This is a genomic window from Enterobacter nematophilus, assembly GCF_026344075.1.
Lineage (GTDB): Bacteria > Pseudomonadota > Gammaproteobacteria > Enterobacterales > Enterobacteriaceae > Enterobacter > Enterobacter nematophilus.
In genome coordinates this window covers 26,949-40,509 of record NZ_JAPKNE010000014.1, presented here as the reverse complement: position 1 = coordinate 40,509, position 13,561 = coordinate 26,949, and the positions used below count along the sequence as shown (strand labels likewise).

The 13,561-nt window shown below is 58.6% G+C and carries 9 protein-coding genes; 3 read left to right on the top strand and 6 right to left on the bottom strand.

From position 1 onward, the window contains the following. The first annotated feature begins 34 nt into the window (after positions 1-34). Positions 35-931 carry a DMT family transporter gene (locus OSH03_RS21475; RefSeq protein ID WP_253543496.1) on the top strand — a complete coding sequence of 299 codons (897 nt, stop codon included), beginning with the start codon at positions 35-37 and terminating at the stop codon, positions 929-931. Here the strand turns inward: OSH03_RS21475 and narI are convergent. The 5 genes from narI to OSH03_RS21450 form a co-directional block, all read right to left on the bottom strand. Then, positions 928-1,605: a respiratory nitrate reductase subunit gamma gene (gene narI / locus OSH03_RS21470; protein WP_021240339.1), complete on the bottom strand. Its 678-nt coding sequence runs from the start codon at positions 1,603-1,605 to the stop codon at positions 928-930. The genes OSH03_RS21475 and narI overlap by 4 nt on opposite strands. After that, positions 1,605-2,315 carry a nitrate reductase molybdenum cofactor assembly chaperone gene (narJ, locus tag OSH03_RS21465; protein WP_266180054.1) on the bottom strand — a complete coding sequence of 237 codons (711 nt, stop codon included), beginning with the start codon at positions 2,313-2,315 and terminating at the stop codon, positions 1,605-1,607. The genes narI and narJ overlap by 1 nt, the downstream gene beginning before the upstream one ends. Next, the gene (gene narH, locus OSH03_RS21460; protein ID WP_119915826.1) at positions 2,312-3,847 is read right to left on the bottom strand and encodes a nitrate reductase subunit beta; all 1,536 of its coding nucleotides are present in this window, start codon (positions 3,845-3,847) and stop codon (positions 2,312-2,314) included. The genes narJ and narH overlap by 4 nt, the downstream gene beginning before the upstream one ends. Further along, positions 3,844-7,587, bottom strand: coding sequence for a nitrate reductase subunit alpha (locus tag OSH03_RS21455; RefSeq protein WP_266180053.1), 3,744 nt, complete (start codon positions 7,585-7,587; stop codon positions 3,844-3,846). Before OSH03_RS21455 ends, narH begins: the two co-directional genes overlap by 4 nt. A 382-nt stretch (positions 7,588-7,969) precedes the next feature. Further along, positions 7,970-9,367 carry a NarK family nitrate/nitrite MFS transporter gene (locus tag OSH03_RS21450; protein WP_047364940.1) on the bottom strand — a complete coding sequence of 466 codons (1,398 nt, stop codon included), beginning with the start codon at positions 9,365-9,367 and terminating at the stop codon, positions 7,970-7,972. A gap of 309 nt (positions 9,368-9,676) precedes the next feature. On the opposite strand from OSH03_RS21450, the gene narX reads away from it, so the two are divergent. Further along, positions 9,677-11,473: a nitrate/nitrite two-component system sensor histidine kinase NarX gene (gene narX / locus OSH03_RS21445; RefSeq protein ID WP_253542336.1), complete on the top strand. Its 1,797-nt coding sequence runs from the start codon at positions 9,677-9,679 to the stop codon at positions 11,471-11,473. Beyond that, on the top strand, positions 11,466-12,116 hold the full coding sequence (narL, locus tag OSH03_RS21440) for a two-component system response regulator NarL (protein ID WP_003856701.1): 651 nt from the start codon (positions 11,466-11,468) through the stop codon (positions 12,114-12,116). Before narX ends, narL begins: the two co-directional genes overlap by 8 nt. A 3-nt stretch (positions 12,117-12,119) precedes the next feature. On the opposite strand, the gene OSH03_RS21435 is transcribed toward narL, so the two are convergent. Next, the gene (locus tag OSH03_RS21435; RefSeq protein ID WP_266180052.1) at positions 12,120-13,526 is read right to left on the bottom strand and encodes a YchO/YchP family invasin; all 1,407 of its coding nucleotides are present in this window, start codon (positions 13,524-13,526) and stop codon (positions 12,120-12,122) included. Positions 13,527-13,561: the final 35 nt, after the last annotated feature.

Here is a 13,561-nt window from a genome sequence, read left to right as displayed (position 1 = left end):
TCGACAATAGGGTCATTCAATCAGGAGGTGGATGATGCGTGATTTCCATAAAGGCGTCTGGCAGATGAGCCTGGCGATGTTAATTTCTGGCTCTATCGGCGCGTTTGTTTTGCTCAGCGGCCTGCCGGTGACGGAAGTGGTGTTCTGGCGCTGCCTTATTGGGGCAATGGCGCTTTTCATTTTTATCCGGGTAAGTCAAAAGCCCTTTAGTCCCCTCACCCGCACCACGCTGCTGCTGGCGATTCTCGGCGGCGTGGCTTTAGTCGTGAACTGGCTGCTGCTCTTCGCGGCCTATGAACGCATCTCTATCGGCCTCTCTACCGTGGTCTATAACACCCAGCCGTTTATGCTGGTTCTGATGGGGATGTTTTTAGGCGAGCGCGTCAGCCTGGTGAAATGGGGCTGGCTGTTCCTTGCCTTTGGCGGCGTGGTGATACTGCTCTCCAGCGAGCTGACCGGTGCCCACGGCACTGAATGGCTGGCGGGTATCGGTCTGGCCATGGCCGCGGCCTTCTTCTACGCGCTTACGGCAATCATTGCGCGCAAACTGAAAACCATCGCACCGCAGCATATTGCCTTTATCCAGGTGCTGACGGGCGTGGTAATGCTTCTGCCGTTTGCCAGCCTGCCGTCATTTTCCGGTGATTTTCCCTGGCCGATCCTGCTGACGCTCGGCATCGTCCATACTGGCATTATGTACCAGCTGCTGTATAGCGCGATTCAAAAGCTGCCTACCCCCATTACCGGCTCCCTGTCATTTATCTATCCGGTGGTGGCAATTGTTGTCGATAACCTGGTGTTCGGACACTCGCTGAACCTGACGCAGCTTGCGGGCGGCGCGTTGATCCTGTTTGCGGCTGCGGGCAACAACCTGGGCTGGGGCGAAAAAAAACCCCGCGAATGCGGGGCTAGTATCAAAACGCTGAATTAGCGGCGGGCGCGCACAATCTGGTATTTGCGCGTCAGGTACTCCACCGGCGCGCTCCAGATGTGCACCAGGCGGGAGAACGGGAACAGCACAAACAGCGTCATGCCCAGCACAAGGTGAACGCGGAAGATAAACGCCACGCCGTCCAGGTGCTCAGACGCTCCGCCGTGGAAGGTCACCACGGACTGCGCCCAGCCCACCAGCTTCATCATCTCGCTGCCGTCCATATGCTGAGCCGAGAACGGAATGGTCAGCAGGCCCAGCGCGCACTGCACCATCAGCAGGGAGAGGATCAGGATGTCCGCTGCGGTGGTGGTCGCACGCACGCGCGGGCTGAACAGACGACGTTTCAGCAGCAGCAGGCCGCCTACCAGGGTCATCACGCCGCAGGCACCGCCGGCTATCATCGCCATCTTCTGCTTCACCTCAATCGGCAGCCACGCTTCGTACATCCAGTGCGGGGTCAGCATCCCCAGGAAGTGACCGGCGAAAATCCCCAGGATCCCGATGTGGAACAGGTTAGACGCGACGTGCATCCCCTTACGATCCAGCATCTGGCTGGAGGCGGCACGCCAGGTGTACTGGCCGTAGTCATAGCGCAGCCAGCTTCCCACCAGGAACACGGTGCCCGCGATATACGGGTAAATGTCAAAGAAGAACATATTCAGGAAGTGCATTAGTGCCGTCCTCCGTTAGAGATATTCAAATATTGCGGGGCAACCGCGCCGGCAAAACGACGCTGGTGAGCGGAGATTTCAGACTCGCCGCAGTTCTGGTCAGCAAAGAATTTCACCTGCTCTTCTTCCCAGACCGCATCCAGCGCCTGCGGGGTATCGTCGCGGGCTTCATCCGCGATTTTCTCCGCCACTTTTTCACTGTCTACAGAGGCGTTAGCCAGCTTCACCAGCAGGTCGAACAGCACCGCATAGCGGCTCTCGCGCTGCTGAAGACGCGCGCCGAGCAGCGCCAGAATCGGGGCGATGTCCTGCAGACCGCCCAGCGCCTCTTCTTTTGGCAGCTGCGCCAGATACTCAAGGTACAGCGGCAGGTGGTCCGGCAGCTCGCGGCTGTCGAGCTGCAGGCCGTGCTGCTCGTACTGGGCCATCAAATCCACCATCGCCTGACCGCGGTCGCGGGATTCCCCGTGAACGTGTTCAAACAGCAGCAGCGACGTCGCGCGCCCGCGGTCAAACAGCTGGCTGTAATCCGCCTGGGCATCGAGCAGATCGCGCGCCAGAAGATCGCGGAGGAAAACGCCCAGCGCCTGGGCGTCCTCTTTATCCAAGTTTTCAGATGACGCGAGTGCATCAAAGAGTTCCTGCTGATGCTGCGCAAGCGCAGCATCCGGGTACTCGAGCAGACGCGAAACAATGACGAGTTCAATCATTGGTGCGGCTCCGTTTTGCTGGTCACATCCATGGCGTCGATGCGGCGGCTGTTGAACAGGTTGAATTTGCTGTCGGACCCGTGGCAACCGTCACCGAAGGTAAAGCCACAGCCATTTTTCTCCGGGAAGGCCTCGCGGGCCAGCTCGCGGTGGCTGCTCGGCACCACGAAACGGTCTTCGTAGTTGGCAATTGCCAGGTAGCGGTACATCTCCTGCGCCTGCGCTTCGGTCAGGCCCACCTCTTCCAGCGCGCGGGTATCGTTAACGCCGTCAACGGTTTCCGCACGTTTGAAGTGGCGCATCGCCAGCATACGTTTCAGCGCCAGCAGTACCGGCTGGGTGTCCCCTGCGGTCAGCAGGTTGGCCAGATACTGAACCGGGATACGCAGGCTCTCCACGTCCGGCAAAATGCCGTTGCTGCCCAGCTCGCCCGCGTCCGCCGCAGACTGAATTGGCGACAGCGGCGGCACGTACCAGACCATCGGCAGCGTGCGGTATTCCGGGTGCAGCGGCAGGGCCAGCTTCCAGTCCATCGCCATTTTGTACACCGGAGACTGCTGCGCGGCGTCAATCACGCTCTGCGGAATGCCGTCCTTCAGCGCCTGCTCAATCACCTTCGGATCGTTCGGATCGAGGAACACGTCCAGCTGGCGCTGATACAGATCTTTCTCGTTCTCGGTGCTTGCCGCATTTTCAATCGCGTCAGCATCGTACAGCAGCACGCCGAGGTAGCGGATACGGCCTACGCAGCTCTCTGAGCAGACGGTCGGCATACCGGCTTCGATGCGCGGGTAGCAGAAGATGCACTTCTCAGACTTACCGCTCTTCCAGTTGAAGTAGATTTTTTTGTACGGGCAGCCGGTGATGCACATGCGCCAGCCGCGGCACTTGTCCTGGTCAATTAGCACGATGCCGTCTTCTTCACGCTTGTAGATGGCGCCGCTTGGGCAGGTCGCCACGCACGCCGGGTTGAGGCAGTGCTCGCACAGGCGCGGCAGATACATCATGAAGGTGTTTTCGAACTGGCCGTACATCGCCTTCTGCATGTTCTCGAAGTTCTGGTCTTTGGCGCGCTTTTCGAATTCGCCGCCCAGAATTTCTTCCCAGTTTGGACCGCTGGTAATTTTGTCCATGCGCTGACCAGTGATCAGCGAGCGAGGACGGGCGATCGGCTGGTGTTTGCTTTCCGGCGCGTTGTGCAGGTTCTGGTAGTCGTAGTCAAACGGCTCGTAGTAATCCTCAATGCCAGGCAGGTGCGGGTTAGCGAAGATTTTACCCAGCAGCATCGCGCGGTTACCCATGCGCGGCTGCAGCTTGCCGTTGATTTTACGGATCCAGCCGCCCTTCCACTTCTCCTGGTTTTCCCAGTCGGTCGGGAAGCCGGTGCCCGGCTTGCTTTCCACGTTGTTGAACCAGGCGTACTCCATACCTTCGCGGCTGGTCCAGACGTTTTTACAGGTCACTGAACAGGTGTGACAGCCGATGCACTTATCGAGATTCAGCACCATGCCGACTTGTGAACGAATTTTCATTTTACGCTCTCCTGTACCTGGTCATTGCCTTCGCCATCCAACCAGTTAATGTTCTTCATCTTACGTACCACCACGAACTCATCGCGGTTCGATCCTACGGTGCCGTAGTAGTTAAAGCCGTAGGCCAGCTGCGCATAGCCACCGATCATGTGGGTCGGCTTCGGCGTAATGCGGGTGACGGAGTTGTGGATCCCGCCGCGCTGCTCGGTAATTTCTGACCCCGGCAGGTTCACGATACGTTCCTGCGCGTGGTACATCATGGTCATCCCGGCCGGTACGCGCTGGCTTACCACCGCACGCGCCGTCAGGGCGCCGTTGCTGTTAAACACTTCGATCCAGTCGTTATCTTCAATGCCCAGATCTTTGGCGTCCGCTTCGCTCATCCAGACAATCGGCCCCCCGCGCGACAGCGTCAGCATCAGCAGGTTGTCGCTGTAGGTGGAGTGGATCCCCCACTTCTGGTGCGGCGTCAGGAAGTTCAGCGCCTTCTCCGGGTTACCGTTGGATTTCGCGCCCATTACCGCTTTCACGGAGCGGGTGTCGATTGGCGGACGATATACCAGCAGGCTTTCACCGAAGTCGCGCATCCACTGGTGATCCTGATACAGCGACTGACGGCCGGACAGGGTACGCCACGGGATCAGCTCGTGAACGTTGGTGTAGCCGGCGTTATAGGACACGTGCTCATCTTCAAGTCCTGACCAGGTCGGGCTGGAGATAATCTTGCGCGGCTGGGCCTGAATATCGCGGAAGCGGATCTTCTCTTCCTCTTTATTCGTCGCCAGATGCGTGTGGTCGCGACCGGTAAATTCGCTCAGCGCCGCCCAGGCTTTCACCGCCACGTGGCCGTTGGTTTCCGGGGCCAGGGTCAGGATCATCTCTGCCGCATCAATCGCCGTGTTCAGCATTGGCTGGCCTTTGGCCGGGCCGTCCGCTTTGGTGTAATTGAGCTTGCGCAGCAGATCCATTTCGCTCTGGGTGTTCCAGGCGATCCCCTTCCCGCCGTTACCGATTTTTTCCATCAGCGGGCCGATAGAGGTAAAGCGTTCGTAGGTTGCCGGGTAGTCGCGTTCAACCGGAATGATGTGCGGTGCGGTGACGCCCGGGATCAGGTCGCACTCGCCTTTTTTCCAGTCCTTCACGTCCAGCGGCTGCGCCAGTTCGGCGGCGGAGTCGTGCTGGATGGGCAGCGTCACCACGTCGGTCTCTTTGCCCAGGTGGCCTACGCAGACTTCAGAGAATTTCTTCGCGATGTCTTTGTAGATATCCCAGTCGCTTTTCGATTCCCACGCCGGGTCAACGGCCGCGGAAAGCGGATGAATAAACGGATGCATATCCGAGGTATTCATGTCGTCTTTTTCATACCAGGTGGCGGTTGGCAGCACGATGTCGGAGTACAGGCAGGTGCTGGACAGACGGAAGTCGAGGGTCACCACCAGATCCAGCTTGCCGTCGAGACCGTTGTCTTTCCACTCCACCTCTTCTGGCTTCACGCCGCCCTGCTTGCCGAGATCTTTACCCTGAATACCGTTTTCGGTACCGAGCAGGTATTTCAGCATGTACTCGTGGCCTTTACCGGACGAGCCCAGCAGGTTGGAGCGCCAGATGAACAGGTTACGCGGATGGTTTTTACCGTTTTCCGGCTGTTCTGCCGCGAAGCGGATGGAGCCATCCTTCAGGGATTTTACGGTGTAATCCACCGGCGACATCCCCGCCTGCTTCGCCGCTTCCGCAATGCGCAGCGGGTTAGTGCCCAGCTGCGGCGCAGACGGCAGCCAGCCCATACGCTCGGCGCGCACGTTGAAGTCAATCAGGTGGCCGCTGTAGCGGGATTTATCCGCCATCGGCGACAGCAGCTCCTGCGCGGTCACCGTCTCGTAGCGCCACTGGCTGGAGTGGTTATAGAAGTAGGAGGTGCTGTTCATGTGGCGTGCCGGACGCTGCCAGTCGAGAGCAAACGCCAGCGGCTGCCAGCCGGTCTGCGGACGCAGTTTTTCCTGGCCCACGTAGTGCGCCCAGCCGCCGCCGCTCTGACCGACGCAGCCGCAGAAGATCAGCATGTTGATCAGACCGCGATAGTTCATATCGAGGTGATACCAGTGGTTCAGACCGGCACCGACGATGATCATGGAACGACCGTGGGTTTTGTCGGCGTTTTCCGCAAACTCGCGGGCGATACGAACGATCTGCGCGCGCGGTACGCCGGTGATCTGCTCCGCCCAGGCCGGAGTGTAGGCCTTCACGTCGTCATAGCCGGTGGCGCAGTTTTCGTCGTTCAGACCGCGCTCCAGGCCGTAGTTCGCCATGGTCAGGTCATACACCGTAGTGACCAGCGCGGTAGAGCCGTCGGCCAGCTGCAGGCGCTTAACCGGCAGCTTGTGCATCAGCACGTTTTTCAGTTCAACCTTGTTGAAGTGCTCGGAGCCTTCACCACCAAAGTACGGGAAGCCAACCTCAGCGATCTCGTCCTGGCTGCCCAGCATGCTGAGACGCAGCTCCGTCTCTTCACCGGTGGTGCCGTTGCGCTGCTCAAGGTTCCACTTGCCCTTCTCGCCCCAGCGGAAGCCGATAGAGCCGTTTGGCGCCACCAGTTCGCCGTTGCTGTTATAGGCAACGGTTTTCCATTCAGGGTTGTTTTCCTGGCCCAGCGCGTCCACCAGATCGGCGGCGCGCAGCGTGCGGCCCGCGGCATAGTAGCCCTCACGCTCTTCCAGCATCACCAGCATCGGCATGTCGGTGTAGCGACGCACGTAGTCGGTGAAGTACTGGCTCGGTTTGTCGAGGTGGAATTCACGCAGCATGACGTGGCCCATCGCCATCGCCATCGCGGCATCGGTACCCTGTTTCGGTGCCAGCCACAGGTCGCACAGCTTGGCGATTTCCGCGTAGTCCGGGGTGACCGCAACGGTTTTGGTCCCTTTATAGCGAACTTCAGTAAAGAAGTGCGCGTCCGGGGTACGGGTCTGCGGCACGTTAGAGCCCCAGGCGATGATGTAGCTGGAGTTGTACCAGTCGGCGGATTCCGGCACGTCGGTCTGCTCGCCCCAGGTCTGCGGAGAGGCAGGCGGCAGGTCACAGTACCAGTCGTAGAAGCTCAGGCAGGTACCGCCGATAAGAGACAGGTAGCGCGCGCCGGAGGCGTAGGAAACCATCGACATCGCCGGGATTGGCGAGAAGCCCGCCACGCGGTCAGGGCCGTAGGTTTTGACGGTGTAAACGTTGGAGGCGGCAATCAGCTCGTTCACCTCTTTCCAGGAAGAGCGAACGAATCCACCGCGACCGCGAGCCTGCTTGAAGCTTTTCGCTTTGTCGGCGTCCTCAATGATGGACGCCCAGGCGTCAACCGGATCGCTGTGCTGAACTTTCGCCTCACGCCAAATTTTCATCAGGCGTTTGCGCATCAGCGGGTATTTAAGGCGGTTAGCGCTGTAGAGATACCAGGAGTAGCTGGCGCCACGCGGGCAGCCGCGCGGTTCGTGGTTCGGCATATCCGGACGGGTGCGCGGATAGTCGGTCTGCTGCATTTCCCAGGTCACCAGACCGTTTTTAACGAAAATCTTCCAGCTACATGAGCCAGTGCAGTTTACGCCGTGGGTAGAACGGACGACTTTGTCATGCTGCCAGCGCTGGCGGTAACCGTCTTCCCAGTCCCGGTTGGTATCCAGAACCTGGCCGTGCCCATCGGCAAAAGTTTCACCCTTCTGTTTGAAGTAGCGAAACCGGTCCAAAAATTTGCTCATCGGGTATCTCCTGTATGGAGCCTGTGGCTCTCTAAATCGACATTGCTGATTTGCAGCGAAGGTAACGCCCTGAAAGAGGGGGAGAATTGATAACGATCAAGACGAAGAGGGACTTTAAAAGGAGGGGTTAGACCAAATACCACCAAAGCGGTATATTTTTAAAGCTAATAAGTAAATGATTTATAAAGATATTTATAATTCATCGTACAATAACTTCAGCAAAATTTAACATCTCAGGTATTAAGGGGTAGACATGCCTTCAAAGCGATGGCGATCACAGTGTTACCCGCAGGCAACTGCCGTAAAAGCTTTCAGTATGTTGTAACTATTATTCAGTCTAAAAAAAACGCGGCCCGAAGGCCGCGCAAACGGATAATCATACTTACTTATTTTTCTTGGTATTACGGCCATATACCAGCCACGTAATCACAACGCAGGCGATATAGAAGACGAGGAAGACTTTCATGGCGCCGGCCGGAGAGCCGGTCAGGTCAAGCGAGATGCCGAACGCTTTCGGAATAAAGAAGCCGCCAATTGCGCCAATCGCCGAGATAAAGCCCAGAGCCGCAGCCGTATCCGTCGCCGCCTCACGCATGGCCTGCTCTTCGCTGCCGCCCTGCGCTTTCACGCGATCCATCGTCAGCTTGCGGAAGATCACGGAGATCATCTGGAAGGTGGAAGCACTCCCCAGCCCGGCCGTCAGGAACAGCACCATAAACACGCCGAAGAAGGCAAAGAAGTTACCGCCCTGCCCGTCAGAAGGCAGCGTCAGGAACAGCAGCGCGCAGAAGACCGCCATCACAATAAAGTTCACCAGCGTCACGCGGGTACCGCCCAGACGGTCAGAGATCATGCCGCCCAGCGAACGCGCCAGTGCGCCAATGAACGGGCCGAAGAAGGCGAACTGCAGGATCTGCACGTCCGGGAACTGGGTTTTCGACAGCATGGCAAAGCCCGCTGAGAAGCCGATAAACGAACCGAAGGTAGCCAGATACAGCAGCGCCATTACCCAGAGGTGTCCACGCTTCAGCACCGGCAGCTGCTCGCTCAGGGATGCCTTCGACGCAGACAGGTCATTCATAAAGAACCATGCGGCCAGGGTGAAGACCACCAGGAACGGAACCCAAATCCAGGCCGCGTTCTGCAGGTAGAGGGAAGAACCATCCGCCTGCTCGACGCCGCCGCCACCGAAGGCGGCAAAAATAGAAACAGAGATCGCCAGCGGCGCAATCAGCTGCATCACGCTCACGCCCATGTTGCCCAGACCGCCGTTAATACCCAGCGCGCCGCCCTGCTTCGCTTTCGGGAAGAAGAAGCTAATGTTCGCCATGCTGGAGGCAAAGTTCGCACCCGCGAAACCGCACAGCAGTGAGATGATCACGAACACGCTGAACGGCGTGGAGGTATCCTGCACCGCGAATCCGAGCCACACGCAAGGGACGATCATGATGCCCGTACTGAACGCCGTCCAGCGACGGCCGCCGAATACCGGGACCATAAACGCGTAAGGCACACGCAGCAGCGCGCCCGAAAGCGACGGCAGCGCGGTCAGCATAAACAGCTGATCGGTCGTGAACGTAAACCCTACTTTCGGCAGGTTTACCGCGACCGCGCTAAACAACATCCATACGCAAAACGCTAAAAGCAGACAAGGAACGGAAATCCACAGATTTCGGCTTGCTACACGATGGCCGCGCTGTTGCCAGAACGCCGGATCCTCTGGACGCCAGTCTGTAATAACGGCCCCATTTTCCCTTTCGGGAGCGGATGAGTGACTCATAGACACCTCTGATTCTCGAATGATGCTGCAAACATTAGGGTTTTAGGGCGGCGGTAAGTTGATATAAATCAAAGGAAAAGTGCGGGGATTAGCGGCGAAAAAAAAGAGGTTATCCTAAGTGAGTAGAATAATTCGGTAAAAAAGACGTGGTTTTTCACTGCACTGAAGGTTCCTTGCTACCCCCGCCTCTTCACCTATACTCCGTTGGCAATTTAGGGGTAATCCTTTATTGGTATGGGTATACTCCAGGGTATGCACCAGAATAGCGCCATTCCTGCAAGCAGGCCACGTCAGGAGCCCGGCAACTCTATGTTAAAAAGATGTTTATCACCGCTGACTCTCGTCAATCAGCTAGCCCTGATTGTTTTGCTGTCTACCGCCCTTGGCGTGACCGGCATGGCGATTTCCGGCTGGCTGGTACAGGGGGTACAGGGTAATGCACATGCCATCAACGAGGCAGGCTCGCTACGCATGCAGAGTTACCGCCTGCTGGCGTCGGTCCCTCTGACGCAGGACGATCGGCCCTTAATTGATGAAATGGAGCGCACGGCCTTCAGCCCCGAACTGGAAAACGCCGCCATCCGCGCCGGCCAGCAGTCCCAGCTTAAAGCCCTGCAGGGCTACTGGCACACCCAGCTGGAACCCGGCCTGAAACAGGCGCGCAGCACCGAAACCGTTGCGCAGGACGTAGCGGGTTTCGTCTCCCGCATTGACGCGCTGGTCTCCTCTTTCGACCAAACCACCGAATTACGCATCGACCGGGTGGTAATGGTGCATCGTGCTATGGCCCTCTTTATGGGCCTGCTGCTGATCTTCACCATTATCTGGCTGCGGGCGCGGCTGCTGAATCCCTGGAAACAGCTGCTGGCGATGGCGCGCGCCGTAACGAACAGAGATTTTACCCAGCGCACGCACATCAGCGGCCGCAACGAGATGGCCATGCTCGGCCAGGCGCTGAACACCATGTCGGCGGAGCTCTCCGAAAGCTACGCGGTGCTGGAGCAGCGCGTGCAGGAAAAAACCGCCGGGCTGGAGCAAAAAAATGAGATCCTCTCCTTCCTGTGGCAGGCCAACCGTCGGCTGCACATGCAGGTGCCGCTATGTGAACGCCTTTCGCCGGTGCTGAACGGCCTGCAAAATCTGACCCTGCTGCACGATCTGGAGCTGCGGGTTTACGATGTGGAAGATGAGGATAATCATCAGGAGTTTACCTGTCAGTCCGACATGTCCTGCGATGATAAAGGCTGCCACCTCTGCCCGCGCGGCCTGCCGCTGCAGGCTTCTGGCGGCACCACCCTGAAGTGGCGTCTGACGGACAGCCACACCCAGTACGGTATTCTGCTGGCCACCCTGCCAGCCGGACGTCATCTGAGCCACGACCAGCAGCAGCTGGTGGACACCCTGGTTGAACAGCTAACGGCTACGCTGGCGCTCGACAGGCATCAGGAAAAACAGCAGCAGCTGATCGTCATGGAAGAGCGCGCGACCATTGCCCGCGAGCTTCACGACTCTATCGCCCAGTCGCTCTCCTGTATGAAAATGCAGGTGAGCTGCCTGCAGATGCAGGACGCGGAGATGCCGGAAAGCAACAAGCAGCTGCTGAGCCAGATCCGCAACGAGCTGAACACCTCCTGGGTACAGCTGCGCGAGCTGCTGACTACCTTCCGCCTGCAGCTGACCGAGCCGGGCCTGCGCCCGGCGCTGGAATCCAGCTGCCAGGAATTTAGCGCCCGGCTGGGCTTCCCGGTGAAGCTGGATTACCAGCTGCCGCCGCGGTTTGTCCCTTCCCATCAGGCGATTCATCTGCTGCAAATCGCCCGCGAAGCGCTGAGCAACGTGCTCAAACACGCGGAAGCAACGGCGGTCACGGTCACCGTCAGCCAGCACGCTAACCAGGTCAGGCTGACGGTTCACGACAACGGTCGCGGCGTGCCGGAAAATGCCGAACGCACTAACCACTATGGTTTAATCATTATGCGAGACCGCGCCCAAAGCCTGCGCGGTGATTGCCAGGTTCGCCGGAGAGAGACGGGTGGCACGGAAGTTGTGGTCACCTTTATTCCCGAAAAACCGCTTACAACTGCTCAAGGAGAAACCCATGACTAATCAGGAACCGGCATCCATCCTGTTGATCGACGACCATCCGATGCTGCGTACTGGCGTAAAACAGCTGGTCAGCATGGCACCCGACATTACCGTAGTTGGCGAGGCCAGCAACGGTGAACAGGGTATTGAGCTTGCCGAATCCCTCGATCCGGACCTGATCCTGCTCGATCTCAACATGCCCGGCATGAACGGTCTGGAAACCCTCGACAAGCTGCGCGAGAAATCCCTTTCCGGCCGCGTGGTGGTCTTTAGCGTTTCCAACCACGAAGAGGACGTGGTCACGGCGCTGAAGCGCGGCGCGGATGGCTATCTGCTGAAGGATATGGAGCCGGAAGACCTGCTGAAGGCGCTGCAGCAGGCGGCCGCAGGCGAAATGGTGCTGAGCGAGGCCCTGACCCCGGTGCTGGCCGCCAGCCTGCGGGCGAACCGCGCCACGTCTGATCGTGACGTCAGCCAGTTAACGCCGCGCGAGCGCGATATTCTGAAGCTGATTGCCCAAGGCCTGCCGAACAAAATGATCGCCCGCCGCCTGGATATCACAGAAAGCACGGTCAAAGTGCACGTGAAGCATATGCTGAAGAAAATGAAGCTAAAATCCCGCGTTGAAGCCGCGGTGTGGGTCCATCAGGAACGCATTTTCTAAGCATTACTCATCCGGCAGCAGCTTCCAGCGCGGGTCGTCGTCAGGTAATGCGACCAGCGGCTGCACCACAGCAAGCGTGATCTCATTGGACGAGACGCGCTGGCCCTTCGCATCTTCCACCACTGCCGAAAGATGCCAGCGGTTTGTCGCCCCTTCAGCGTCATTCCAGGCGGGCATAATTACGCTCCAGCCGTCGGTGCTGTCACTTTTCCCCGGGGACGTCAGGCTCAATGCCTGGGTATCACCCTGCCAGTGGATCTGACGAATGCCGTGGGTGCTGCGAACCTGCAGCTTCAGCATAACGGTCTCGCCCCCTTTCAGATCCCACGGCGGGGTTGCCAGCCAGACGGAGAGCGTTTTACGCTGGCGGAATTCCATCACCGGCAGGCTGTTGCGCTCCGGCGAATCATAGCGGCTACCGCGCAGGGATCGCGTGGCCGCGACCTCCCCGGCGGAGAGCTGCTTAACCAGCGGCACGCCGAAGCGGTAGTTGAGCTTCAGCCCGAGGTTGTTCTGGCTCTCTCCGCTTTCGCCCTGCTTATGCGCGGCGGTGAGCGTCACCAGCGGCACGGGGGTATAGTTAAGCCCGAGATTAACCGCCACAGGGTTGTGATACCCGGTTCCGCTGTTGAAGAGGTCAACGTTGTCGCCAAAATACTGCTCGACGCTGACGCTGGTGTTCAGGTGATGAAACCACGGCAGCCAGGCTTTGGCGGTAACGTCATATCCCCGCGCCATGCGCTGCTCCTGGACGTCAGAGCTGTCGCGCCAGCCGGCAAAAGGCTGATAGTAGTTAGCCGACAGGCGCAGATTTTCTCCCCACACCTCCGCGCCCAGCCCGGCACGCTGCAGGTTCTCATCCAGCAGGTTGTCGTAAAAGGTGTTGTAGCCCAGCAGCCATTTTCCGGCCACCCAGCGCTGGCCGATTCCGGCGTTACTGACCAGGCCATCCGTCTGCTGCGTCAGGCCGAGCTGGCTCCAGCTCAGGTAGCGGTTGTTGTCGTTCCAGGGGATAAACCAGCTCCCGCTGCTGCCGTTGAACTTCCCGTCGTTATCCACTAGCAGATTGACGCTGGCATTCCCCCAGGGCGACAGCCAGGATTCAATCTGCTGGTTCACCTCGCCGCTCACCGCGTCGCGCACCTGACCAAAGGCAAACTGCCGCGCCTGCTCTCCTGTGGTCAGGCCGTTGTCGGTCATACTGGCTTCACCAAAGGCTTTCGCCATTTCGGCGAGATGCTTTTCCCCCTCCCCGGTGGGGGCTGCCATACCGAGATCGGGCAGATTGTCCCCGTTATTATCAAAGGGATTTTGTGCCTGCTGGATAAAGGAATTCGGCGCACCGTGAACGACTCCGGCAATAACAAGGGAGAGTAAAACCAGCGTTCGGAAAGGGGGAGAAACAGTCATCAATGTCGTAAGAATTACCCGGTGCTTACGTAAGA